Source organism: Martelella sp. HB161492 (genome assembly GCF_013184775.1).
Classification (GTDB): Bacteria; Pseudomonadota; Alphaproteobacteria; order Rhizobiales; family Rhizobiaceae; genus Martelella.
In genome coordinates this window covers 192901-217851 of record NZ_JAATVV010000002.1, presented here as the reverse complement: position 1 = coordinate 217851, position 24951 = coordinate 192901, and the positions used below count along the sequence as shown (strand labels likewise).

The following is a 24951-nucleotide window of genomic DNA, read 5'->3' as shown; positions in this document are numbered from 1 at the left end:
ACTTGCGTAACCTTCGTCTGAGAAGAACGCTCTATCTATCTGTTTCATAAGTTTTTGTTTTTCATTTGGCAGGCTTGCGAGGTCTATTCCGCCGCCTGCCGGCTCGGCGCCTGGGGCGCTGCCGAAAGCAGCTGACGGGTATAGTCCGCCGATGGATTGTCCATCACCTTTTCAGCGGCGCCCGCTTCGATCACCTCGCCGCCTTTCATCACCACGACGGTGTCGCAGAGCAGCCGGACGACGTTGAGATCATGGCTGACAAACAGGTAGCTCATGTTCAGCTTGGCCCTCAGATCCGCCATCAGGTTCAGCACCACCGCCTGGATCGAGACGTCGAGCGCTGCCGTCGGCTCGTCGAGGATCAGCAGGTCGGGATCAGGGGCAATCGCGCGGGCGATACCGACACGCGCCTTCTGGCCACCGGAAAGCTGGTGCGGAAAGCGATCCAGCAGATGGCCCGGAAGGCCGGTCAGCGCTGCCAGTTCCTCGACCCGTGCGGCAAGCTTTGCGCCGCTCATGCCCTTCAGCCGTTTCAGTGGCTCGGCAATCGACTGGCGGGCGCTGTGGCGCGGATTGAGGCTGTCGGTCGCATCCTGAAACACCATCTGGATCTTCGGCCTGAGCGGATTTCGGGCAAAGGCCAGCGATGGCATCGTGCCGATATCCTGGCCACGATAGAGAATGGCGCCGCTGGTCGGATCGAGCAGACGGACGACCATCGAGGACGTGGTCGACTTGCCGCAGCCGGATTCTCCGACAAGCCCGAGGCTTTCACCCTGCCTGATGGTGAAGCTTACCCCCTTGACGGCGTGAACGGGGCCGGACTTGCCCTGATAGGTCTTGCGGAGATTGATCACTTCCAAAAGCGGCGCGTCGCTCATCTGCCGGGGGCTGAGCGGGGTGCGCTGATCTTCCGGAAGAAGCGAGCGGATCGTCGCGCCACGTCGCGGCGTCGCATCCACCAGCTTGTTGGTATAGGGATGTTTCGGATTGGTGAAGAGTTCGGTCGGGTCGCCCTGTTCGACGATCTGACCGTCCTTCATCACCACGATCCGGTCACAATATTCGCTGGCCAGACCAAGATCATGGGTGATCAGAATCGATGACATGTCGCGGGCGCGGACCAGCTCGTCGACCAGATCCATCACCGCCTTCTGCGTGGTGATGTCGAGCCCGGTGGTCGGCTCGTCGGCGATCAGCAGTTTCGGGTCGCAGGCTAGCGCGATGGCGATGACGATACGCTGGCACATGCCGCCGGAAAGCTCGAAGGGATAGGCCTCGTAACGCTCAGCGGCATTGTTGATCTTGACCGCTTCCAGCGCCTCGATCGCTTTCTTCTTCGCATTGCCATGGGTGGCGCGGTTGTGCTGGCGCAGCACGTCCTCGATCTGGTGTCCGACCTTGCGGATCGGATTGAGTGCGGCGCGCGGATTCTGGAAAATCATCGAGATTTCCCGGCCGCGAATGTCGCGCATGGCGGATTCGCTTGCCCGGCGCAGATCGACGCCGGAATAGATGGCCTCACCGGCCTTGATGGTGCCGCCGGCATCGAGAATGCGCATCAGCGCATAGGAGGTGACTGATTTGCCGGAGCCGCTCTCGCCGACGATGCCGAGGCGTTCGCCTTTGGCCAGTTCGAAGCTGATGCCCTTGACCGCATTGACTTCGCCGCGGCGGGTCTTGAAGGCAACCTGAAGATCCTTGATAGACAGCATGAGTGAGCCTTCCTTCCTAGGTGCGGCGGCGGGGATCGACAATGTCGCGCAGACCGTCGCCCATGAGGTTGAAGGTGAAGACCGCGAGCATCAGCCAGATGCCGGGGAAGATCGCCACCCACCATTCGCCGGAGATGATGTAGTTCGCACCCTCGGCGACCATGATGCCCCATTCGGCCGCTGGCGGACGCACGCCGAGGCCGATGAAGGAGAGCCCGGCGGCGTTGAGGATGGCCCAGCCAAGATTGAGCGAAACCTGCACCATCATCGGCGGCAGGGCATTGGGGAAGATGTGGAAGGCGAGCACCCGGCTATCGGAGTTGCCGGCCAGCTTGGCGGCAAGGGTGAAGCCTGCCTCGCGGCGGATATTGACCTCGGCGCGCACCAGGCGGGCATAGAAGGGAATGTTGATGATCGCCGTGGCGATGATGATGTTCGAGACCGAATTGCCGAGTGCGGCAACAATGCCCATGGCCAGCACGAACAGCGGGAAAGCCATGATCGTGTCGAGGATCCGGTTCAGCACCGTATCGATCATGCCGCCGCGATAGCCGGCAATGGCGCCGAGCACCGAGCCGATGACGAAGGAAAGCGCAACGGCGGTCACCGAGATCATGAGATCAAGCCGCGTTGCCACGATCACGCGGCTGAAGATGTCGCGGCCGAGATTATCCGTGCCGAACCAGTGGCTGAGCGACGGCGGCTGCAGCGCCGCGGCGGCATCGGTTGAAAGCGGGCTGTAGGGGACCAGGGCGGGCCCGAAGACTGCCGACAGAATGAAGAAGGCGAACAGGCCGAAGGAAAGGGCGGTGACCGGATTTTCCTTTAGGACATAGAGAAAATGGCCAAATGTTCCGTTGGGTGCCTTGCGGGCAGCCTTTGCGGGATCGTCGGCCTTGATGGTTTCGACATTGGTCATTTCGCAGCCGTCCCGAAGCGCGGATCGATCATCGAATAAGCGAGATCAATCACAAGGTTGAGGGTAACGAAGAGAAGTGCCATGGCGAGCACGAAGCCCTGCACCGCCGCATAGTCCGAGACCACCAGCGCTTCGACGGCATAAGAGCCGATTCCAGGCCAGGCGAAGACCTTTTCGACCAGCACATTGGCGCCGAGCACGAAGGAGAACACCATGCCAAGCGTGGTGATCACCGGCAGCAGCGCATTGCGGAAGGCGTAGCCGTAAAGCACTTTGCGGCGGTTGAGACCGGCCGCCCGCGCCGTGCGGATATAGTCGGCGCTGAGTGCCGAGAGCATGGCGGCACGGGTCATGCGGGCAATCGGGGCAAGCGTGAACAGCCCAAGCGTGATGGCGGGCAGAATCAGCTGCTTCAGCGCACCAAGCCAGGTTTCCCAGTCTCCGGCGAGGGCCGAATCGATCAGGAAGAAGCCGGTGACATGCGGCGGATCGAGATAGGCAAAATCGAGACGTCCCAGGGGCGATGGCGCAATGCCGAGAAGATAGTAGAACACATAGATCAGCACGATGCCGGTGAAGAAGGTCGGCAGCGACACGCCGGCGGTGACCAGCACGCGGCAGAGCTGGTCAACAAGGCTTCCGGGCCTTGTCGCCGCCAGCACACCGAGCGGAATGGCCACCAGGCAGGAGAGGATGAGCGCCGTCAGCGTCAGTTCCAGCGAAGCCGGCATCCGGTCTGCCAGATCCTCGGCCACCGGCCGTCCGGTCGAGACCGACTGGCCGAGATCGCCATGGGCAAGTTCCTCAAGATAGATCAGAAATTGCTGCGGCAGCGGCTTGTCGAGACCCAGACTGACCCGGGTCTGCTCGATCGATTCCGGCGTCGCCATGACACCGGCGAACTGGACGGCAGGGTCCCCGGGCAAGGCCCGGGTCAGCACAAAGCTGATGATGACCACACCGAAGAGGACAGGCACGGCCTGGCCGATACGGATGAGAACTGCGCGGCTGCGTGTACCCATGTCAGCTACCGACGATGGTCAGCGAACGGATATCGAGCATGCGATGGAACCAGAATTCGTAACCCGCAGCGCCGTTGACGGCAACGTTGAGCGCCGGCTGATAGAGCGGAATGCGCGGCAGATCATTGAGCACAATCTCGTACATGCGCTCGATCTTCTTGGCATATTCCGGATCATCCATGGCCATCGGCAGGGTTTCGGCCGTCAGCGTCTCGATTTCGTCATTGTGATAGTTCGAGGAGTTGAACAGGTGGCCGTCCTGATAGGCCCAGAAGAAGTAATAATCGGGCGTGTTGAGCCAGCCGCCGAAATTCTCGAAATGGAAGGGCAGACGCTTTTCGACCAGGCTTGCAGTGCGCCAGTTGGCGCCGGGGATCTTGTCGATCGTCACCTTGATGCCAAGCTGGGCAACGGCTTCCTGAACCAGAATGGCCGCCGGTTCCATCCAGCCAAGATCGCTGGAAATGGACAGGGTGGTCTCGAAACCATCGGGATATTTGGACTTGGCCATCAGCTCCTTGGCCTTGGCCATGTCGGTGTCATAGGGCGTCTTGCGCGGCCATGCGGTGTCGTTGATTTCGGCTGAGCCACCCCAAAGCGGCGCACCGCGACCGTAAGCGGCGGTCTTGAAGATCGCCTCATAGGGCACGGCATAGGCGACAGCCTTGCGCACGTCCGGGTCCTGGAAGGGCACGAAGTTGAAGTTCAAGCACAGGCAGTTGATGCAATTGTCGACCGGCGTTGAATAGACGGTCAGCTTGTCGGCCAGTTCCGAGGCGTCCTTGTCCGGGATATCATAGGCGATCTGCACGTCGCCGCGCTCGATCAGCGCGCGCGATGTCGCGGGCGAGGGGACTTCGCGGACGATCACCCGGCGCACAGCCGGCTTCGGACCGCCAACCCAGCCATCGAAACGCTCATAGACGACCTGCTGGCCCTGATCCCAGCGCGTCACCTTGTAGGCGCCTGAGCCGATGGTGTTCTTGTGCAGATATTCCATCGCCCACGGATCTTCGGCGGTCGCATGCGCTTTGGCGAGCGTCGAATTGATGACGAAGGGCACCGGCACGGCAAGGTCGGGCAGGGACAGCTTTGACGGCTTGTCGAGCTTGACGACGAAGGTCAGATCGTCGACCGCCTCGAACTGGTCGGGGCGCACCAGACCGCCAGCCTGCATCTGCGTCGTCGGGAAGCCGCCGACGGTGACGGCGCGGTCGAAGGACCATTTGACGTCGGCGGCAGTCACCTTGCTGCCATCCTGGAAGGTCGCATCCGCTTTCAGCTTGAAGGTGATCGTCAGGCCGTCATCAGAGATCGTCCAGCTTTCGGCAAGCTCGGGCTCGATCTTGGAATAGTCGTAGGAAAGGCTGCCATCCGGCCCGGATTTTGAACCGAAGGTGATCAGCCGATCATAGCAGTTGACCGCAATCTGGTAGCTGGCGCGGTTGGTGCCGGTGCGGTGCAGATCCAGCGAATTGATGCTCTGGCCGTAAACCGCGACAAGCGTGTCAGCCGGGGCGGCATTGGCGGAGAGAACCCGCGCGAAAGGCATGCTTCCGGCAATGATTGCACCTGCTGTCAGAAAATTCCGTCTTGTGATGGTCATCTTGTGCCCCTCGTTCGCAAGCCGCGTTATCCGGCTCTGTCGAAAATCAAGTTGCGTCTTTTTTGCGTTCGAGAAAATTGCTATGATTTCACCATTGCGGTGAAAAAAATGCACCACCGCCGGAGGGGGTTCCGTGAAGCACTTGCTGACTTTTCGTCTGATCGAGGCGGTGGCGCGCGCCGGTTCCATGCGCAAGGCGGCCGAGGACATGAACATCACGCCTTCGGCACTGGTCCGGCGGATCAACCGGTTTGAGGCTGAATTCGGGGCCGAGCTGTTCGAGCGGCTGCCGGGCGGCGTGCGGCTCAATCCCGCTGGCGAACTGGTTCTGCACCACTACCGTGCCACGGCGTCGGACCTTTCGCGGGTACAGGGCCAGGTGGCCGACCTGTCGGGTGAGCGGCGCGGCCATGTCTCGATTGCCTGTTCGCAGGCGATGCTGCCCTATTTCCTGCCCCAGCAGATCGCCAGCTACCGGCAGGAGCATCCGGGCGTAACCTTCACCGTCAATATCCGCGACCGCGCCCAGGCCGAGCAGGAGCTTGCCTCCTATTCGTCGGATCTGGCTCTGGTCTTCGAGCCGATCTATCTGGTCGATTTTCAGGTCATTCATGCGATCCCGCAACATGTCTATGCGATCCTGCGTGCTGATCATCCGCTTGCCGTCCAGAAGGAAGTGCGCCTGCGCGAATGCCTCGACTGGCCACATGTCGCACCGGCCGCCAAATATGGCGTCCGCCATCTGCTTGATTTCGCGGCACGGCTGACCTCACGCCGGGTGTCACCGCTGATCGAGACCGAGAGCTTCGAGCTGATCCGCCACTATGTGCTGCATGAAAATGTGATTGGCTTTCAGATTCCGATCGGACTTTCCGCTCCAGCCGATGGTTCGCTGGTGTTCCGCCCGATATCCGAGCGTGACGTCCCGGCGGGAAGTCTGATCCTCGGGCAGATGCGTGGTCGCGCACTGCCGGTTGCCTCGGCGCGTTTCGCCATGCGGGTGGCGGCGGCGTTGAAGGACTACAGGCCTGATTTCTGAGCGGGACGAGGTCCGGCTGCAGGCCGCAAAAGGGCGGATGCAATTCATTCGGGCGAGCATGTGATGCCTACACGTGACGCAGGGTTGTCGTCGGTCTCTCCGAAATGTTGACACCTGAACAACTTGTTGCCCAAGCCGTTGTTTCGGTTTTGGTAATGTGTTTAAGCTCAGGCTTTCCAGCGGCCTTGAGGGCCCATTGCATGCGGTGCAGTCGAGCGCCGCCCATCAGACAGGATTGGGATCATGACCTTAACGCGCACTGCGCGCTCGCGCTTCAAACGCACCGTGTTCTTCATGTCGTTTCTGGCCGTTGCCGGTATCGGTGCCACTGCAACCGGCCCGGCGGTCTTTGCCGCCGACTATGATGCGGACGCCACCATCAACATCGGTTCGCTTTATGAGCCGCAGAGCCTCGATAATGTCGGTGGCGGCGTTCAGGGCATTCATGAGGCCTTTTACGGCAATGTCTACGAATCGCTGTTCAAGCTTACCGATGGCGGTTCGGTCGAAAAGCTGCTCGTCGATGACTACTCGATGAGCGATGACGGCCTGACCTACACGTTCAAGCTCAAGCCCGGCATCGTATTCCATTCCGGCGATCCGCTGACCTCAGCCGACGTCAAGTTCAGCATCGAGCGCATCATGGCGCCCGATTCGAAGAGCTCGCGCAAGAGCAGCCTCAAGACCATTGCCTCGATCGATACGCCGGATGATCTCACCGTGGTGATCCATCTGTCTTCGCGTTCGATCTCGCTGCCCTATTATCTGAGCTACATCTGGATCGTGAATGACACGGCCGGTGATATCTCTGCCAAGGAAGATGGTACTGGCCCTTATGAGCTCGACAGCTGGCGCCGCGGTTCCTATCTCGCCATGAAGCGGTTCGACAAATATTGGGGCACGCCGGCCACCAACGCCAATGTCGTGTTCAAATATTTCAGTGACGCGACGGCGCTGAACAATGCGCTTCTGACCAACGCCATCGATATCATCACCAGCGTTCAGAGCCCGGATTCGCTCGGCCAGTTCACCAACAACCCGCAATTCACCGTCGAGGAAGGCAAGTCCACCACCAAGGAAGTGCTGGCCTTCAACGACCGCGTTGCGCCCTTCGATAATGTCGAGGTCCGCAAGGCCGTCAGCCGGGCGATTGACAAGAAGAAGCTCCTGAATGCGATCTGGGGCGGTTACGGCACGCTGATCGGTTCCTTCGTGCCGCCAACCGATCCCTGGTATGTCGATCTCAACGGGGTTGACCCTTATGATCCGGCAAGCGCAAAGGACATGCTGGCCAAGGCCGGCTATGCTGATGGCTTCTCCTTCACGCTGGATACGCCGAATTACGATCCGCATCCGCTGGTCGCCCAGGTGGTCAAGACCGATCTCGCCAAGGTCGGCATCGATGTGAAGATCAACATCATCACCGCCAATGAATGGTTCAACAAGATCTACAAGCAGCACGACTTCGAAGCGACGCTGCAGGAACATGTGAACCATCGCGATATCCTGTTTTATGGCAATCCCGATTTCTACTGGGGCTACAACAACCCCAAGGTCGTCGATCTGATCGCCTCGTCGGAAACGGCGGGCTCGGAAGCCGAACAGGTTGAGAAGCTGACCGAAGCCAACAAGCAGATCGCCGAAGATGCAGCCAGTGTCTGGCTCTATCTGAACCCGCAGATCGTGGTTTCCCGCTCGAATGTCAGCGGCTATCCGCTCAATGGCCTGAACTCGCAGTTCTTCGCCTATGACATCAAGAAAGACGACTAACAATTTGTTTTAAAAGGCATGGAGCGTCGGGTTATAGCGCGGCGCTCCTGCAGAACTGGTTTTGAGACCGAGAGGGCCTGTCCATTCTTACCTATCTCATCCGCCGTGGCCTGATCCTTCTGCTGTCGCTCCTGGTCGCTGCCATGGTGCTGTTTGTGCTCCTGCGGCTTCTGCCGGGCGATCCCGCCAATGCACTTGTGTCCGTCGGTGCAGATCCGGCGCAGATCGAGGCGGCGCGCGAGCAGGTTGGCTCGAACCTTCCGCTCTGGCAGCAGTTTCTGCGCTTTCTCGGCTCTCTGGCCCGCTTCGATCTTGGCACCTCGTTCGTCTCCAATGCGCCGGTCGCGGCTGAAATCGCGGCACGGCTTTCGATCACGCTGCCGCTCACCGTGCTTGCCTTCCTGCTGGCGATCCTCATTGCCGTGCCGCTCGGGGTTATGTCTGCCGTCAAGAGCGAGCGCTGGTATGCTGGGGTGATTTCGGCCGTCTCGCAGCTTGGCATTGCTGTTCCGGCCTTCTGGATGGGTATCCTTCTGGTGATTGTCTTTGCCATTCAGATCAGGCTATTCCCGTCCGGCGGCTTTCCGCCCAAGGGGTGGGATGCGCCACTTGAAGCACTGCATGCGCTGGTGCTGCCCGTGGTCACCATCGCGCTGGTCATGTCCGCATCGCTGCTGCGCTATGTACGGGCGGCGACCTTTGATGTTCTTGGCAGCGACTATCTGCGCACGGCGCGCGCACTGGGGGCCAGTTTCGGCACTGCCTTCTGGCGCCACGGCATTCGCAACGGCTCCATTCCGGTCATTTCGATCCTCGGCATCGAGCTTGGCACCGCCTTTCTCGGCGCCGTCGTCATTGAACAGGTCTTCTCGCTGCCTGGCCTCGGTTCGATGCTGCTGATGGGGATTGAACAGCGCGATTATCCCAATGTTCAGGGCGTGCTGTTTGTCTCCACGCTGCTGGTGCTGCTCGTCGGCTTTCTCGCCGACATCTCCCAGCGCGTCATTGATCCGCGGCTCAGGCAGGCATCGGGAGCACGGCCATGAGCATGACCCAGAATGAAACAGTTCCGGGCGTGGTGCCGGCGAAACGCCGGCGTTCGCTCTCCTTCGAAATCGGCCTGTTCCTCGTTGGCCTGCATGTTGTCATCGCGCTCATGACGTTCTTCTGGACGCCCTATGATCCGATGGGCATGAGCGGCGGCCGGCTGGAGGCGCCGTCACTGGCGCACTGGCTGGGCACGGACCGTCTGGGCCGCGACTATCTGACCCTGGTGCTGATCGGCTCACGCATTGCGTTGATTGTGGGCGTCGGCGCGGTCGCCATCGGCGCGGTGATCGGGGTGACGATCGGCCTTGCCGCCGCTTTTGCAACGCGATGGCTGGACGACATCCTGGCGGCAGCCCTTGATATCATGATCGCCTTTCCGGTGCTGCTGATCGCCATGCTGGTGGTTGCCGCCAGCAGCGAGGCCAGCCTGTGGACGGCAACGCTGGCGCTCGGCATTGCCATGTCGGCGGTGATTTCGCGGCTCACCCGCATTCTGGTCAAGCAGGTGCTTGGCCGTGACTACATCACCGCCGCACGCATTTCCGGCACGTCATGGGCGGGCATCATCTTCCAGCACATCCTGCCGAATATCTGGCCGACCATGGCGGTGAATTTCGCATTGCAGTTCAGCGTGGCGATCATTGCCGAGGCGTCGCTGTCCTATCTCGGTCTTGGCGCGCCGCTTCCCAACACATCCTGGGGGCGGCTGCTGCAGGAGGCGCAGGGCACGGTCTATACCGCGCCGCTCGGCGCGATTGCACCCGGCGTGGCGCTTCTCAGCCTGGTGGTCGGCGTCAATCTTCTGGCCGATGGTTTGCGTGATATTGCCGATCCGGCGCGGAGGGCATCGCGATGAGTGTTTTGCTTGAGGTGAAGAGCCTCGACATTTTCACCGGCGCGCGCAGGCTCGTTTCTGACCTTTCTTTCTCGATCTCTGCGGGAGAGCGTTTCGGCCTGATCGGCGAATCGGGCTCGGGTAAATCGCTGACGGCCATGGCCGTGACCGGATTGCTGCCGCGGGCGATCCGCGCCGAGGGTTCGATCACCGTCAACGGCCAGCAGATCGTCAATACGCCCGAGCGCGTGCTGAACAGCATGCGCGGGCGCGATATTGCCGTCGTCTTTCAGGAGCCGCTGACAGCGCTCGACCCGTTGATGAAAATCGGCCGGCAGGTCGCCATTCCGCTGGCGCGGCGGCTGAAGCGCGAGGGCGCTTCCGCCGATCGGGCGGCGATCCGCCGTGGGGTGCTCGAGCTTCTCGATCACGTTGCCCTGCCGCAACCCGAGCGGATCATGAAGGCCTATCCGCACGAGATTTCCGGCGGTCAGCGTCAGCGTGTGGCGATTGCACTGGCGCTTGCCTGTCGGCCAAAGCTTCTGATTGCCGACGAGCCGACAACGGCGCTGGACGTGACGACACAGGCGGAAATCCTGAAGCTGCTCGACCGGCTGGTGGGCGAATACAATATGGCGCTGATGTTCATCAGCCATGATCTGCCGGTGGTTGCCTCCGTCGTCAACCGCGTTGCCGTGATGCAGCAGGGAAGGCTGGTTGAGACAGGCGAGGTGAATGACGTCTTCGCCGCGCCAGCACATGAATATACGCGATCGCTGGTGGCCGCCGCCCATGCCTTCGACGCCTATTTCGGGGAGGCATTATGAGCCTGCTGGACCTCAGCGATATCCGCTTTTCCTATGATCGCCGCCGCACGACACTGGATCACGTTTCCCTTTCGGTGACGGCCGGTCACAGTGTCGGTCTCGTCGGCGAAAGCGGCTCGGGAAAATCGACCATCCTCAGGCTGATGCTGGGGCTTGCCCGGCAACAGGCGGGCGAAATCCGCTTCGAGGGCGCAACGCTGAACCCGTCAGACCGTGCCTTCATGCGTCAGTATCGCCGCTCGGTTCAGGCCGTGTTTCAGGATCCCTATTCCTCGCTCGACCCGCGCCAGAAAATACGCTCGATCATCGCAGAGCCGTTGCGTTCACTTGCCATTCCCGGCGATCATGATGCCATCCTTGCCGAAGCGCTGGAGGATGTCGGCCTGCCGGCGGATGCGGGCGGGCGCTATCCGCATGAATTTTCGGGCGGCCAACGTCAGCGCATCGCCATTGCGCGGGCGATCGCGGCCCGGCCGAAGCTGCTGCTGGCGGATGAGGCGGTCAGCGCCCTCGATCTGTCAACACGCATTCTGATTGTCGAATTGTTCCGCAAGCTTGCCGAGCGCATGACATTGGTTTTTGTCTCGCATGATCTGGGGGTCGTGGCAGCACTTTGCGAAGAGATGGTGATTCTGGAGAAAGGCCGCGTCGTCGAGGCGGGGCTGACCAAGGAAATCATTCGCAATCCGCAGCACGCCTATACGCGCAGGCTTCTCGACAGTATTCCTCGCATGCCGCAATAACGATGCGGATTGAAAGGCCTTTCCATGACTGAAATCGAAAACTATCCGGCATCCGTTGAAACCTGGCGGCGTGACCGGCATGCGGTGCTGATGTCGGCCGGTGGCTGGCTGTCGCTGATCGGCCGCTGGTGGCTTGAGCCCGGCACCGTGACCGTCGGGTCGTCACCCGATTGCGATATCGTGCTGTCCGTTGGTCCGGCGCTTGCCGGCAGTCTGGCGCTTTCGGCGGGCGAGGGGCTGATCTTCCGCAATGCCCGAGGCGCTGTCGAACAGAGCATCGGGCTCGACAGCCATTTTCCGGTGATGTTTCGCGTTGACCGCTTCACCTTCGAAATCACCTCGATGGACGGATCGCTGGCGCTGCGCGTCCGCGACATGGAATCCGAGGAACCGGCAAAGCTTCAGCCCATTCCGCATTACCCGACCGATCCGGCATGGCGGATCCGCGCCGAATGGATCGCACTTGAAAGCCCTGATGAGATCATGCTCGATACGGTTGTCGGTGTGAAGACAAAGGTCGGCGTCACCCACATGGCCCGGTTCGACCATGACGGACAGACGGTTGAGCTGCTTTCGACCTATGGCACGGCCGAGCGGCCGCAATTCGTGTTCCGCGATAGCACGGCAAGAGACGAGACCTATCCGCCGGCCCGTTTTGTCTTCGGTGAAGATGTCAGCGAAACCGAGATCACGCTTGATTTCAACAAGGCGATCAATCCGCCCTGTGCCTTCACCGAATTTGCCGCCTGCCCGCTGCCGCCCGCGCAGAATATTCTGCCCTTTGCCATTCGGGCGGGTGAGAAGCGGGTGCATGAATAGGGGGCTCGGCCAGGCCGGCGATCGGCTCAGCCGGCCTTCCGGTTCATCCGTTGCAGTTTGACCCTGAGTGAGCCGGCCTGAACCAGACTGGCCCGGACTTGGGCCGTCAGCTCGGCTGCGGGCAGGTCGAACAGCTCTTCCTCAAAGGTCACGCCGCGCTTTTTCGCGCTTGCGATCACGGCGCTTCTGAAGGCGCCGGGCCTTATCAGCAATTTGCGGAAACTGTGCTCGTCGAGGGCAAGCAGGATACAGTCCGCGACCGCGGAGACCTGGATCGGCTTGCGTCGCCGCGCCAGGACCGCGAACTGGCCGAACATGTCACCGCGCGACAGTCTGATTTTCACGCCGTCGGTCAGGACATTGACCGTGCCGGAGGCGATGAACCAGACCTCGCGCGAAGAGCTCTCGCGCTGAAGAATATGCTGGCCGGGCGCGGCATAGGCGATCCGAATCCGCCGGCGCAACAGTTTCAACTCGCGCTCGTCAAAATCGGCAAAGGCCGGGAAGCTGTTGATCTGGTCCTTCTTCTGCTGCTTCAGGTTCAGCATCGGCCGGTTGTTGAGTTCGGCACGGCGTTTGTCGACACCGGTGCCCAGCGTGGCACGCAGCTCGGGGCCGATCAGCCCGTCTTCGGTCAGCGCGTCATATTCACGCTCTTCAAGCTGCAGCGTCGTGCGGCGGATCAGGCGGCGCTCGAGATCCTCTGCATAGCCCGGAAATTGCAGCCGCAGCTGTTCAAGTTCCTGACGCACTTCCTCCAGACGTCGGTTCAGGAGGTCGTGCAGCAGATCGGCAACCCGGCGCCCATGGATGCGGCGGATCCGCTCGTCGAGAAATTCCTCAAGACGCGGCAGGATCATGCTGTAGGAGACCAGGATCTCGAACCTGTCTTCGATCCGGCGCGCAAGCAGCCGGCGAATGCCGAAATAATTATGGGCGAATGTGGCGAAGCGGTAGAACCGGCCGGTGCCATAGGCGCGCCGCCCGGCTTCCCGATAGCTGGCGCGGCCGCCGGTGCGGGTTGCTTCAATGATGCGATCGGCTGCGATGACGAGGCGTTCGGCCAGATCGGGCGAGATCACCTGCTTGCGATATTCCTCCAGCACCGTGTCGCGTTCATGGGCGGCAAGGGCCAGAAGCCCGAGCGTCACGCGGTCGCGATCCTGCAGCTGTTCGCTGGCGCCGGTCTGTTCCACGGCATCGTCGACGCGTTCGGCAAAGCGTTTGGCCTCGTCGCGGACAATGTCACGGGTCAGGGCATAGTCGCGGGTCGTCTCCGAAACCTGCTCGCGCACGCTTTGCAGCGCCACGGCGATCACCTGCTTGCCCAGCGCGATATCCAGAGGGCTCAGCTGATCAAGCCTGAGCTTGGCGATCGCCCATCTGAGCGTCGTACCCTGGACGATCAGGGTGAAGAGCGTGAAGCCGGTGGCAAGAATGCCAACCTGATGCTTGATCTCCGGCGGAACGAAGCGGTTTTCGGTCACAGCCAGCGCCAGCGCCAGCGTGACGGCGCCGCGCAGGCCGCCCCACAGAATGGCGACGCAATAGGGCGCCTCGATTTTCGGCGACAGCTTCAGGAATGTCAGCACCGGCAGAACGCCGAACAGGATGACCGCGCGGGCGACGAGGGCTGCAACAACCACAAGACCGACCAGAAACAGGTCATAGGGCACGAATTGCGACAGCAGTTTCGGTATCAGGATCGCGGCGAGCAGAAAAATGAGCGAGCCGGCCATATGGGCGATGAGATCCCAGCTTTCGCGCAAAAGCACGTTCATCGCCGGCGTGAAGCGTGCGGTCATATGCAGGTTGATCGTCAGCCCCGTTGCGACCACGGCGATTACGCCCGACGCCGAGGCCTCCTCGGCCAGAAGATAGGTGAGCGGCGGAATGGCCAGCGACACGGCGATCTGACCACGCGGGAAATCCGGCATCCGTGCCATGATTTCGACGGCAAGCCGCCCGGCAGCAATGCCGATCACACTGCCCGCACCAACGATCCAGGGGAAGGTCAGCAGGGCGGATGAGATCTTCGGATTGTCGGCATTGGTCATGACAAAGCCGAGGAAGAGCGAGAAGAACGCGATCGCCGCGGCATCATTCAAGAGGCTCTCACCCTCGACAATGCGGGCAAGACGCTGCGGCGACGGCGTGGCACGGAAGATCGAGACCACCGCGGACGGGTCGGTGGTCGAGACGATGGCGCCAACCAGAAGGCAGCCGGCCAGCGGCAAGCCTGCCACCGGATAGAGCGTGAATCCGATGGCAAGCATGGCCACTGCAACAGCCAGAACGGCCAGAACCAGGATCGGAACCCAGTCGTCGAGCATGCGCCGGATATCGATATTGAGCGCAACCTGAAACACCAGCAGCGGCAGAAAGACGTTCAGGAAGAAGCTTGCACGGATCGGCAGATTGAGAATCACGAGCGCCAGCGGGTTGAGCGCATTCGTCAGGTCCGTCTGCCAGAAAAAGGCCGCGCCGACGCCGATGGCGATACCCATGGCTGCCAGGATCACCGAAAATGGAAGCTTAAGCCTTGCTGCAAGCGGTTCACTTAATCCGATAACGATAAAGATACCGGCAGCAACGGCGATCAGGATTGTCAGTGTCATTTATCGGGATTGCCACATGTGATTTTTGCGGGTTTCATTGATCAGTCCGGAAGCAGTTTACAAAAGCCCAACCGGTCGCGGAAGCTCCTATCGGAAATTGATTAAGGATAGCTGCGCGATCACGCTGTTGTGATGGTCCTGCCTGTTGTGAGATCGGCGGAAGCCGATGCGCCTTAAGGCATTCTCATGATCGTCTGGCGGCTTTGCGGCAGGGACGATCCACAGGACAGGATCGCCGCAGGAACGGCCTGGCGAAGAAAAACGCCTTACCATTCCATAACCCCCTTGCGCTCGGATAAGAATCTGTCTAAATCCGCGCCAACGCTTCGGTTTTGCCGAAGTAGGGGCCTCGTGGCGGAGTGGTTACGCAGAGGACTGCAAAGCCACACATAATCCAATAAAATCAATGAATGTTCGAAAAACATCGCATTTTTGCGGTGATTTTGCGATTTTTCAGCCTTTGTTTTTTAACGCTTTTTTCGAGTTTTCGAATATTTCCATGCGCTTTTTTGTGGCCGAAAGCATGCGTGCTTCCGTCTCTTTGGCGTAGCCGCGATAGGCAGTTCCCGTCTTGTGCTTTGACAGCGCCCGGCCTTCACCCTCGGTCAGTCCGCGCTCTTCCAGCTCGGTCATGCCGCCGTGGCGGGCGGCATCAAGAGTGAAGCCAGGCATGCCGATCTTGTCAGCAATAGCCCGCACATCCTGCGAAAGGCGTGTGCCATCGCCGAACAGAGTTCCGTTGCGCTGGCAGACAATTGCCATGCCACGGCGCGGTGTGGTGGCAAGCACGGCTTCTGCATCCGGATAGAGCAGGACCGGTTGACCATTCTCGTCGAGATATTCGAGCGGATGCTCGGCCCGCTGTCCCGTTTTACGATGGCCGATGACCAGCTTATCGGGCGCGCTTTCGCTCCTGTAGCCACTCCATGCGGCAAATCCGGCGCCGATCGATGACGGGCGCATGAGAAATTCAAATGCCAGAACGGCCGCTGCGGCGAGTTCCGGGCGATCCTGCGCGATCGCGCCGGCGGTGAAGGCATAGACCTGCTGCCGCGTCACATGCGCTTTCACCTTCTTTTGCCGCCGGCGCAGCGTTACGCCCTCCCATGGATTGGGTGTGTCTTTTCGAAACAGATCCGGATGATGCGGCCACATGCGTTTCCAGCATGCCTTTGCATAGGTCACCAGCTTTTCAGATGTTCGGGCGGCGCCTGTCTCAACGAACTGCGCATAGATCTTCTCGGCAGTCGAGACGGCGAGCGTATTCAGCTTCATGTCTCCGACGCGCACCGGCTTGCCCGTGGCTGCTGACTTGATTTCGGTGTCACACAGGCGGTCGAGGATGCGGCGATAGTCCGGCCGCGAATATTCGGACACATGCTGAAGAAAGCTGTCATGCCGCAGGTAGCTGTTGACCAGCCATTCAACGGTGGCATAGCGATCAAGCGCGGGGCGGGCAAGCGGATTGCGTTCCTCGCGCCAGGCATCAAGGCGGGCATTCCAGATCCCGGCTGATTCGGAAAGTTCCCTTTGGGTCAGGTCGTGGCCCAGCGAGACGCACCCAAATGGTGCACCCTGCTTCTTGAAGGCTGATGGACAGGCCCAGAAAAACGAAAGTCCTGATTTCCGCTCTCTGAAAAAAGTGTAGCGCGGCATCTTCATCGGAACCATCAATGTGCCTCCGGGTCTGCGCCGACGCCCCCGCTTGTCGGGTCTATCACCTTGTCCAGATCGCTCTTGCGCCACGCCCGAAACCTTCCCTTGCCGCGTCCTTCGTCGATATAGGGCTGAGGTCATATTGTTCCGACGCGCGACAGAAATGTGTCAACTGATTTCTCACCGACATAGCCGGCCGCAAGTTCGTCGCGAAGCACGGCCGGCCAGACACCATTTGGAATAAGTGAAAGGCGGGTCATCCGTGTTTCCTCCATCCGACGGGAATAAATGCCGCTTCGCGAAGCTTTCGGCGGTTCCTTCGGGTGTTGCTGACAACCGGACTGGCATCACCATCGATCGTGCCTGGCTCTGGTGGTTCGGCCAGCGCATCGGCAATGTGGCATGGCACCGCAAAGCGGATCAGTGACCGGCCGTTTGAGACGGTATAGTAGAGCAATCCATCCTCGATCTGCCCGGCGGTGTATTTCCCGGCCCATGAGAGCGGATAGGCATAGTTTGAGTTGTTCGGCCTCCAGAAGGTCAGATAGCGCCCGCCAAGGAAATCAGGGCGCATGTCGACGATGTAGAAATGATTATCATCTCTGCACATCGAGTTTCTCCATGATCCTGTCTGTCTCGGCTGCTGATTTGTCGAGAAACACACCGGCACGCATCAATGCTTCCGAATAACTTCCGCCATGGAATGTGATCGGAAAGCCGTGAAGTTTTATTCGGACTCTTCCGTTCTCGCGGGTTAGTGAAAGGCCTTCGCGCTGTTTCATGATCGCATCCACCTTTGAAAATCTTTGACCAGTTCGCGCCAGCGGGCGGCGGCGTCGGGGTCCGTGTTCAAGAGCTTCAGGCTTGCAATCGCCAGAATGAACTTCACGCGGGTCATCGCCTTGTTCTTGTCGGTCGGGTAGGGCATGCCACGGCGCTCAATGAGGTAGCGCTGGAAGGGCGGCTCTGCGCATTTCATCGCGCATTCGGCGGCATAGTCCTTTGCCGGTTTACCGCCAGCGTCTTCCTGCTGCTGGCGCAGTGCGCGGATCTCGGCCTTAAGCGCCTTGATCCGGTCGGCCATCTTGTCGACAAGGTCCAGCAGATAACGAACGATCTTCGGGGCACTGAGATAAAATTGCTGATCATCGATCGGGCTGGATGCCGGAACGATCAGGATATCTTCAAGCTCGTCCATGATGCGCGTCTGCAGCCGCATGCCATCCGCATCGGTAAACACTTCCGTTTCACCGCTGATCGCGTTCAGCTGGGCGCGAAATTGGGCAATCCTCTGCGACGGGGTGGCTTGTGGCTGGTTCATGCAGCCGCCTCCAGACCAAACAGTTCAGCGATCAGGTGGCCGCAGTTCGCGCCGATGATTGCGGCGGCCACTGGCGGCGAGACGGAATTGCCGACAGCGGAAACCTGCGCGGATTTGGTGAACAGCGTTCCGTCCGGAGCGCGGTCAATCTGGTAGTCTTCGGGAAAGCCCTGGGCGCGGAACAGCTCGCGCGGGGTGAGCATGCGCATGCCTATATCGACAATGACATAGGTGTTGCCGTTGATTTCCAACGTGACGAATTCGCGTTCATCCCAGAAGCCATATTTGCGCAGAAAGGCGGCAACCTGCCGGGCACGCTCGGCCTGTGCTTCGGTGAAGGGCGGAACGTCCAATGCCGCCTGAATATGTCCGAAGCGGTCTTTCGTTGTGACCGTGTGGCATGGTTCGCTGTAGCGGGCACCGTCGCCAGTGCCGAAATATTTGGCACAATAGGCGGCAACGGTACCCTGCTGCGAGCCGCTGGCTGTGACTGTTGAAAGCGGTAGTGCCATGCTGCGTCCCGGATTGACGCCACCAATGCGCCGGCTGTCGTTATTGTGCTGGGCAACGAATGCAGCGAAATCGAGCGAACGCGGGGCTTGCCCCTGACGTTCGCCATAGCCCGTCTGAATGAGGGTCGGGGTGATGAGCGAGGAATGATTGCCCTCGGCGCAGATGGTCGGGTGCGGCGCGCATACGGTGCTTGCCCGGCGTGTCTCGCCCTTCAGGCTCATAAGCAGCGGTGAAATGACTGCGTTCTGATCTTTCTTGCTGGCGGTGATGGTATGAAACGGTGCATCGGCCGGGCGCACTGCGCCGCCATGCTGGGCAAAGGTGACGACGGGGGTGATCAGTGCCGACTTATTGACGCCAGCCGTCACGGTGGCGGCAGGAGCATCAAGCCCATGGCCGATGGACTTGCCAAACTGGCGGGACACGAATGCTGACATGATGCCAAGCGGCGCAGCACCGCCCGGGCGCTTGATGAAGCTGTTCGCGGTGATGGTGGGCAATGGTTCATCAATCGCGCTGCCGGTCGCGCCGGTATTGAAACGCATGACCGATGGAACGATGGCAGCCTTTTCGCCGCGGTGCGCTGCTGTCAGCGTCTTGAAGGGCTCGCCCGCGCTTTCCACGCGACCGCCATGGGTGAGGTTGACCATGAACGGTGTTTCCGCTTCGATCACATAGCGCTGCATGCCTCTGGCAATGCGGGCTTCCGTGTTGTCTGCGAGCGGGCGGACTGCGCGGAGGCCGTGCTTATCCATGATCTCTTCGGCCGTGTCGAAGATCGAAGGGCAGGGCAGCGACCAATCGATGATTTCGGCTGCGGTGCGCCATGGTTTCCTGTGGCCGAAATAGACATCGGCATCATCCGGTGCGCCGTGGGTCGGTTGCGGCCAGACGATGGGCCTGCCATCAAAGCGGATGATGACGAACAGGCGCTTGCGGATCGTCGGCGCACCATAGTCGCAGGCCCGAAGCTCGCGCGTTTCCAGCTTTCCGCCGAGCCGTCGCAGCGTCTTGCACCATTTCTGGAATGTCTCGCCCTTGCGGTCCGGGTCCGGAACGTCGCCCTTTTCAGTCTTGATGAGCGGGCCCCAGGTCGAAAACTCTTCGACGTTCTCCATCACGATCACATCGATCCGGCCGCCGGACTTCTGGATCCGCTCGACCCATGCCGGAATGATGTGGGCGAGGTCGCGGATATTGCGTTCAACCGGCTTGCCGCCCTTGGCCTTGGAGAAGTGCTTGCAATCCGGTGAGAACCACGCCAGGCCGATATGCTGCCCGGCGACATAGTCGAGTGGGTCGACCTTATAGATGTTCTCTGACAGATGCAGCGTATCCGGGTGGTTTGCCTCATGCATGGCAAGGGCAACCGGATTGTGGTTGATGGCGATATCCGGCGAGCGGCCAAGCGCCATCTCGATGCCCGTGGAAGCTCCGCCGCCACCGGCAAAGCTGTCGATGATCAGCGGGCCGTTGCCGCCGAAACCGGCCATGCGGGTGGAGCGCTGCGAAACAAAGCCTTCAAAGAGCGAGTCCATCATTTTCATGGGCTCAGTCCTCCCGCCGCCTGTTTGAATTGAGTTCGTCACCGCCCTGGCGAAAGCCGCGCAGCATCAGGCGCAGGCCCCAATAGCTGAAGCCGGTTGCCAGAATGGCGATGAGCGGGTGAGCTGCTGCGGCAGCGAACAGGGCTTCAACGGGGTTCATGAAGGTGGTCCTTCTGCCGAATGGCGGCATAGACAAAGCAGCCGCCGGCGAGTGCGACGAAAACGGTGACAGCGGCGAGGATCTGCAGCAGCATCGCGGCCATGGTTCAAACCCCACTGGCAGCCGCAAGGGCTGCTTCCATCACGAAAAGCTGGTGGATGGTGAGGGAGAGCGCGAATGCCGCCAGCGGCCAAAGCAGGGCGTGCGATGCGCGGCGCAGAAAGCGGCAATCGGCAAGGGTGAGGGGGTGACGGTGGGTCATGGCGCGACCTCAACCGTTGCTTCCCTCACGAATTCGCCAAACTTCAAAGATGGAAAAGCGTCGCGGGCATCGCGCCAAGCGGCTGCTTTTGCCTTTCGCCCTGTCGTGGTCGCGTACTCGGCCGGCATGCCGCGCCATGTGACGACGAAAAGCCTGTTCCGGTCCTTGATTGACAGAAGGTGTTCGGCCAGTGCTTTTCGGCCAGACTCTGTGACGTAAAAGAACGTCAGGCCATTGACGGTCTGGCCGCGTTCCCAGTGGGGCGATGACGCCAGCTCTGTAAAGCGCTGGTCGACTTCCTGAATGGCATAGTGGCTTCGATATGTTTCAGCCAGCGGATCAACCGGGCGGCCAAGAGCGTGGTCTATGCGGTTGAAATGCGGGTCTGAAAGGTGGCGGTTGACGGTGGTGCTCATGCCACACCGCCTTCCAGCGGCTGCCACTTGAACAGGCCGAGCGCGCCCCGGGCGGGGATGAACGGAACTGGCTGCGGATCGCGAAGGACAAAGCCATACTTCCCGAAAAACCACGGGCTATCAGAATCCGAAACGCAATCGACAATCTCGACCGTGCCGATGATGCCGCCGCGCTGCAGGTTTGCCCGTGTCGGGACGGTCATCACCCTGTCGGGGAAGAGACGGTTGATTGCAGCGACGGTTGCGAGACAGTCGGCATGTTCGTCGCGTGTCATGCCGAGCGCGGCATGAATGCAGATCCGGCCACGGAAGTTTGTCTTCCAGTTCCGGTTTTCGATATCCTTGCCAAGCTCCATGATGCAGTGCGTCCATGGTTGACGGATCGAAATGGCGAGTTCTGGAAGGGGGGTCATGCCAGGCCTCCCGCTGCGGCGATGGCGGCGTGGTAGGCCTCAAGGTGGCGGCTGTAGATCCATGCGTTCAGGCGCGGATCATCCGAGATATCGAGTCCAGCCGAACAATCCGGCTGATCGATGACAGCCTGAAGGGGAAAGCCTTCCTTGCGGTGGAGGCCGTTTGCGATCTCGAGCAGAAGGCTGCAGAGCGCTTCGCGGCTGTTCGCTTCAATTCTGATGGTGCCGGAGAACCGCCGGCGCGGCGGGGAAATATTGGCAATGTCCATGGCTTTCGCCTCCCGGTTCCGTTGCGGATGCCGGTCCACAAAGGGGCCGGACACCGCAGCGGATGCCGGGGCCTATGCCGCTGCCGCAGCCTTGTTGCCATCATCATCGGCGACAATGGCATTGCCGGAAATCCATTCTTCAACCTGGCGGCCATCGCCGGCGACATACCGGACATAATAGAGCGGGTCCCGCTCGAGATATTCAGCGCGACCGATGACCTCGCCCTTTTCCTTGGACATGGACAGCATCACACGCTGGCCGATCGCAAACTTGAAAACATTCATCTTCCATCCTTCCCGGTTGTTCGCCCGCCGCCGCCTCTTGCCTGGGGGTGAGGGTCGCGGCGGCGGGCTGTTGGGGACATCAGGCCACGCGGGGGAACGTGAGCTGATGAGGGGAAGATAAGTTGTATTTATCCCATGTGTCAATTGGAAAGTGGGAAATATACAATAGCACCGTCGCGCAGCTACAAATTGGCGCAGAGGTTGGGCCAATATCTTATGGGTTGAGAAAGCTTAATATAGAAGACGAATCAGTTGTTTATCGCGGCTCGTCTGCTTTTCATGGCGTTCAGTGGGCGGGCGTTAAGGGGATGGAACAACCATATTCTTCAATTGGGTTCCGTCTTTGCCATAGAAGAGATCAGCCAATGTGCATGCGGCTAGTGCCACATCATCGGTACCTGCCTTGTTGAGGGAGTCCTGAACAGAGGCGATCTGATCGCGTTCATCATTGGCAATGGTCTGCTGGTCCTGGCTGCCTTCGGAAAGGTCGATTTTCCACATCGATGCGACGGCGGAAATGAGCACATCGTTGGGCCTTCTCGACGGGCAAAGTGAAGCAATGGCCTGAATAGAAGCGATGTTGTGCAAGGCGTTTGCTCTTTTGGTTTCGTCGATCGGAGGCGCTGCATCACCATCGGTGCTTGAGGCTGCTTCCTTGCTCCAGTCGATGGCTGGCTTCTGCTTTGAGGCATCAGTGAGGCAGAATGGAATGGCCTGTTTTGCAGCGGCAGTGGAGCCCGTCAGCGGGATTGAAACAGTATCCGCATCGCCGATTTTGAGGTAGAGCGACTTGATGCCATCGCGAAGATTTTCAAGGGCTTGCCATGCTTCATATCCATAGATGGGGGCATCAATACCAGCATTGCCGTTTTGGAGAGTGACGGCAGTTGCGGTTGCCGTGATCTCGTCAAAATTGTCGATTTTGATGCGAACCTTGGCGCCGTCGTATGCGGTGCCCAGCTGGTCGCTATCGAAAGGGAAGGCAACCCGCAGGCTGATTTCGTCGCTGCCCTTTTGGCAAATGAACATGACACCGCTTTTGAGGCTGTCAAAATAGGCTGCCGTCAACCGGCCTTTGCCGTCAAACGGATCTTCCTGGATGGATGTGCTCCACCGCATCAGTCTGAAGTCGGCATGTGCCGGCACGGCCAACATAGCGGAACAGGCAAGGGCGGCAGCAAATTTGCGATACATGATATCCCCCGACGTCAGAAGTGCTGAATCAGCCTATTTCTGATTGTGCTCGCGGGCAAGCATTTCAGCCGCCGAACATCTCGTTTACGGTGAGGACCTTGTGCTTTGCTGTGACGAACTGTTTGGGGATTGTGATGTCTGCGCCCTTTCCGGGGTCGCTGTCGCTCACACGTTTGAACAGGGTGATAGTTTCTGCTGCCTCGGATTTGAATATGCCGAGCGTCCTCTGTGGTCCTTGTCCGTGATCTGTGACGACGACGGCGCAATCGCCAAAACGGGGCTGGCGCATAGAGTGAACGAATATCAGGTCGCCCGGAAAGAACTGCGGCTCCATGCTGCGGCCATCAACGTAAAGCGCATAGATCCCGGAAATATGCGCCATCGCTGGCGGTGAAGGCAGGTATCCAAGCCGCTTTCCGGGTTCAAACGATGTGCCTTGCGTGTAGGACGCGGCAACGGTGCCAGCTATATGAACGGTGCGTGCTTCTGTCGATGGAAGCGCGGCGGCGGGGGCTTGAGCGGGCGGGGCTGTGTCCGTGCGGACAATACGGCTATCAGCAAGGGCAGACGGATCGAGGTGGAGCGCTTCGGCGAGCTTGGCGAGGTTGCGTGACTGGATGCTGCTTTTGCGTCCGGAAATGATATCGGCAATAAAATTAGTCTTAAGGCCGCTACGGTTAGCGGCCTCAACGGGGCCCAGTCCAAGTTCGGCCAGGCGGGTCGTGACGATATCTTTCAAATCCATATCAAGATTGTAGGTCATTTCCCACTTTTTCCCGAGTTCTAGATTTCCCATTGCTAAGTGGGAAAAATACAATTACAAATTTGAAGCATGGAAACTTTGCTTCGATCTCACATGCTGGCGCTCGTCGGGCGCTACACGGCCGAAACCGGACGCGCAGAAAGCACGACTGGTCGCCTTACTGTTGGCGATGGCAGGTTCTTCCGCCGCGTTCGAGATGGGCACACCTCGTTCACCGTCGCGACCTATGACCGTGTCGTGACGTGGTTCTCAGAGAACTGGCCCGAAGATGCGCCCTGGCCGGATGATGTGCCGCGCCCGGTGCTGCTGCAGCCTGAAGGGGCGGTGCAGTGATGGCGGGTTTGTTCTTCCCCACGCTGGCCTATCGAGCCGGGTCAGCCAACTGGCGGCGCGCGCAGCCTGTCTTGCGTCGTGCGCGCCGCCTTTTTTCTCTTCCGCCTGCGTATACAGGGACGTTGCGCAGGCAGACAGCGGGTGCGCCGGTTTCACGCTGGGCCGGCGCGCCCGTTAGCTTTTCACACGAAGATTATGAGGATCAATTCCATGGACGTGGCAACTACGCTGCCGGTACTCGCCGAGCAACTCACTTTTCTGAAATGGATGGCGGGTCTTCAGTCGTTCATTTTGCTTTGTCTCGCGGTGACCGAAATCTTGCGGTTGTGGCGCGGCTGATCGGCCCACTGCCAAGTCACGCAGATATCCAGCAGGGGGGGCAGAGAGTTCCTGAATGCCTGATGGTAAAACAGGGATTCGAACCTGAAAAGCTCCTCGTATCCGAAAGCATAGGAGACCGGTTCGAGCGGGGTGTCGCCGCGCTGCGCCTGTTTCAGCGATGGAGCGATGGCGGGAATGTGGTGGTTTACAGATTGCGGTTCGCCCTGAGTGGCGGAAAGCCGCAAGCCCTGAGATCCCCTCGGCTTCATGAGCCTTGCAGAGGCAAGCGAAAAGGGAAGCTGCTTTTCGCCAGATTTCCATATTCTGACATGCACCCAGCCTGGGTGTCCGTCGAATGGGCGGAAATCGGCCAGCAAAGAGGGCCTTTGCCTTTGGGCGCTTCGGTGTGTGGTGATTGCCTGCCAGATTGTCCCAGTTGCGGCAATGGCCGAGCATATGGCGGTAACGGACAGGGCAATTGTTTCGAAGCTCAGTTGCATGAGCTAACGATAGCAATGGTTGCATGCGGTTTCTA

Annotated in this window: 28 protein-coding genes; 8 read left to right on the top strand and 20 right to left on the bottom strand. The window is 60.0% G+C overall.

The genetic code is table 11. The annotated features are described in order from the left end of the window. Window positions 1-83 precede the first annotated feature (83 nt). From HCK86_RS03865 to HCK86_RS03850, 4 genes are read right to left on the bottom strand one after another with little or no spacing between them, the layout of a single operon-like run. Window positions 84-1715 (bottom strand): ABC transporter ATP-binding protein, encoded by a 1632-nt coding sequence (locus HCK86_RS03865; protein WP_176083166.1) that lies wholly within the window; start codon window positions 1713-1715, stop codon window positions 84-86. A gap of 16 nt (window positions 1716-1731) precedes the next feature. Then, complete coding sequence (locus HCK86_RS03860) at window positions 1732-2634, bottom strand: ABC transporter permease (protein ID WP_176083165.1); 903 nt, start codon at window positions 2632-2634, stop codon at window positions 1732-1734. After that, a complete protein-coding gene (locus HCK86_RS03855) occupies window positions 2631-3656 on the bottom strand; it encodes an ABC transporter permease (protein WP_176083164.1) in 1026 nt (341 codons plus the stop codon). The genes HCK86_RS03860 and HCK86_RS03855 overlap by 4 nt, the downstream gene beginning before the upstream one ends. Window position 3657: 1 nt before the next feature. After that, window positions 3658-5262, bottom strand: a complete 1605-nt coding sequence (locus HCK86_RS03850; protein WP_176083163.1) for an ABC transporter substrate-binding protein — start codon at window positions 5260-5262, stop codon at window positions 3658-3660. A gap of 133 nt (window positions 5263-5395) precedes the next feature. On the opposite strand from HCK86_RS03850, the gene HCK86_RS03845 reads away from it, so the two are divergent. The 7 genes from HCK86_RS03845 (at window position 5396) to HCK86_RS03815 (ending at window position 12345) form a co-directional block, all read left to right on the top strand. Continuing rightward, window positions 5396-6301 (top strand): LysR family transcriptional regulator, encoded by a 906-nt coding sequence (locus HCK86_RS03845; RefSeq protein WP_176083162.1) that lies wholly within the window; start codon window positions 5396-5398, stop codon window positions 6299-6301. 294 nt (window positions 6302-6595) lie between these two features. After that, window positions 6596-8071, top strand: coding sequence for an ABC transporter substrate-binding protein (locus tag HCK86_RS03840; RefSeq protein WP_176083489.1), 1476 nt, complete (start codon window positions 6596-6598; stop codon window positions 8069-8071). Between the two features lie 98 nt (window positions 8072-8169). Next, window positions 8170-9117 (top strand): ABC transporter permease, encoded by a 948-nt coding sequence (locus HCK86_RS03835; protein ID WP_348641041.1) that lies wholly within the window; start codon window positions 8170-8172, stop codon window positions 9115-9117. Window positions 9118-9119: 2 nt separating this feature from the next. Then, window positions 9120-9977, top strand: coding sequence for an ABC transporter permease (locus HCK86_RS03830; RefSeq protein ID WP_176083488.1), 858 nt, complete (start codon window positions 9120-9122; stop codon window positions 9975-9977). Next, the gene (locus tag HCK86_RS03825) at window positions 9974-10783 is read left to right on the top strand and encodes an ABC transporter ATP-binding protein (protein ID WP_176083160.1); all 810 of its coding nucleotides are present in this window, start codon (window positions 9974-9976) and stop codon (window positions 10781-10783) included. The genes HCK86_RS03830 and HCK86_RS03825 overlap by 4 nt, the downstream gene beginning before the upstream one ends. Next, on the top strand, window positions 10780-11526 hold the full coding sequence (locus HCK86_RS03820; protein WP_176083159.1) for an ATP-binding cassette domain-containing protein: 747 nt from the start codon (window positions 10780-10782) through the stop codon (window positions 11524-11526). The genes HCK86_RS03825 and HCK86_RS03820 overlap by 4 nt, the downstream gene beginning before the upstream one ends. Window positions 11527-11550: 24 nt before the next feature. Next, window positions 11551-12345, top strand: a complete 795-nt coding sequence (locus HCK86_RS03815) for a DUF1684 domain-containing protein (RefSeq protein WP_176083158.1) — start codon at window positions 11551-11553, stop codon at window positions 12343-12345. A 26-nt stretch (window positions 12346-12371) separates the two neighbouring features. On the opposite strand, the gene HCK86_RS03810 is transcribed toward HCK86_RS03815, so the two are convergent. The 15 genes from HCK86_RS03810 to HCK86_RS03745 form a co-directional block, all read right to left on the bottom strand. After that, a complete protein-coding gene (locus tag HCK86_RS03810) occupies window positions 12372-14963 on the bottom strand; it encodes a cation:proton antiporter (RefSeq protein WP_176083157.1) in 2592 nt (863 codons plus the stop codon). Between the two features lie 453 nt (window positions 14964-15416). Beyond that, window positions 15417-16634: a hypothetical protein gene (locus tag HCK86_RS03805; protein WP_176083156.1), complete on the bottom strand. Its 1218-nt coding sequence runs from the start codon at window positions 16632-16634 to the stop codon at window positions 15417-15419. Window positions 16635-16756: 122 nt separating this feature from the next. Continuing rightward, a complete protein-coding gene (locus HCK86_RS24180; protein ID WP_281409581.1) occupies window positions 16757-16879 on the bottom strand; it encodes a hypothetical protein in 123 nt (40 codons plus the stop codon). Continuing rightward, on the bottom strand, window positions 16876-17229 hold the full coding sequence (locus tag HCK86_RS03800) for a hypothetical protein (protein WP_176083155.1): 354 nt from the start codon (window positions 17227-17229) through the stop codon (window positions 16876-16878). Before HCK86_RS03800 ends, HCK86_RS24180 begins: the two co-directional genes overlap by 4 nt. Further along, window positions 17216-17401 carry a hypothetical protein gene (locus HCK86_RS03795; RefSeq protein ID WP_176083154.1) on the bottom strand — a complete coding sequence of 62 codons (186 nt, stop codon included), beginning with the start codon at window positions 17399-17401 and terminating at the stop codon, window positions 17216-17218. Before HCK86_RS03795 ends, HCK86_RS03800 begins: the two co-directional genes overlap by 14 nt. After that, entirely contained in the window at window positions 17398-17940 is a 543-nt protein-coding gene (locus tag HCK86_RS03790; protein ID WP_176083153.1) for a hypothetical protein, read from the bottom strand. The genes HCK86_RS03795 and HCK86_RS03790 overlap by 4 nt, the downstream gene beginning before the upstream one ends. Further along, entirely contained in the window at window positions 17937-19946 is a 2010-nt protein-coding gene (locus tag HCK86_RS03785) for a DNA cytosine methyltransferase (RefSeq protein ID WP_210259823.1), read from the bottom strand. Before HCK86_RS03785 ends, HCK86_RS03790 begins: the two co-directional genes overlap by 4 nt. A gap of 58 nt (window positions 19947-20004) precedes the next feature. Continuing rightward, complete coding sequence (locus tag HCK86_RS03780) at window positions 20005-20160, bottom strand: hypothetical protein (RefSeq protein ID WP_176083152.1); 156 nt, start codon at window positions 20158-20160, stop codon at window positions 20005-20007. A gap of 106 nt (window positions 20161-20266) precedes the next feature. Then, complete coding sequence (locus tag HCK86_RS03775; protein WP_176083151.1) at window positions 20267-20422, bottom strand: hypothetical protein; 156 nt, start codon at window positions 20420-20422, stop codon at window positions 20267-20269. Further along, window positions 20419-20838: a hypothetical protein gene (locus HCK86_RS03770; RefSeq protein WP_176083150.1), complete on the bottom strand. Its 420-nt coding sequence runs from the start codon at window positions 20836-20838 to the stop codon at window positions 20419-20421. The genes HCK86_RS03775 and HCK86_RS03770 overlap by 4 nt, the downstream gene beginning before the upstream one ends. Continuing rightward, window positions 20835-21251: an ASCH domain-containing protein gene (locus HCK86_RS03765; protein WP_176083149.1), complete on the bottom strand. Its 417-nt coding sequence runs from the start codon at window positions 21249-21251 to the stop codon at window positions 20835-20837. The genes HCK86_RS03770 and HCK86_RS03765 overlap by 4 nt, the downstream gene beginning before the upstream one ends. Next, window positions 21248-21520, bottom strand: a complete 273-nt coding sequence (locus HCK86_RS03760) for a hypothetical protein (RefSeq protein WP_176083148.1) — start codon at window positions 21518-21520, stop codon at window positions 21248-21250. The genes HCK86_RS03765 and HCK86_RS03760 overlap by 4 nt, the downstream gene beginning before the upstream one ends. A 72-nt stretch (window positions 21521-21592) precedes the next feature. Beyond that, complete coding sequence (locus HCK86_RS03755; protein ID WP_176083147.1) at window positions 21593-21805, bottom strand: hypothetical protein; 213 nt, start codon at window positions 21803-21805, stop codon at window positions 21593-21595. Between the two features lie 300 nt (window positions 21806-22105). After that, window positions 22106-22999 carry a hypothetical protein gene (locus tag HCK86_RS03750; RefSeq protein WP_176083146.1) on the bottom strand — a complete coding sequence of 298 codons (894 nt, stop codon included), beginning with the start codon at window positions 22997-22999 and terminating at the stop codon, window positions 22106-22108. A 64-nt stretch (window positions 23000-23063) separates the two neighbouring features. Beyond that, entirely contained in the window at window positions 23064-23762 is a 699-nt protein-coding gene (locus tag HCK86_RS03745) for a S24 family peptidase (RefSeq protein ID WP_176083145.1), read from the bottom strand. A 69-nt stretch (window positions 23763-23831) separates the two neighbouring features. Between HCK86_RS03745 and HCK86_RS03740 the strand changes: the two genes are divergently transcribed. Next, window positions 23832-24095: a hypothetical protein gene (locus tag HCK86_RS03740; RefSeq protein WP_176083144.1), complete on the top strand. Its 264-nt coding sequence runs from the start codon at window positions 23832-23834 to the stop codon at window positions 24093-24095. A 278-nt stretch (window positions 24096-24373) separates the two neighbouring features. On the opposite strand, the gene HCK86_RS03735 is transcribed toward HCK86_RS03740, so the two are convergent. Then, window positions 24374-24916: a hypothetical protein gene (locus HCK86_RS03735; RefSeq protein ID WP_176083143.1), complete on the bottom strand. Its 543-nt coding sequence runs from the start codon at window positions 24914-24916 to the stop codon at window positions 24374-24376. Between the last annotated feature and the right edge of the window lie 35 nt (window positions 24917-24951).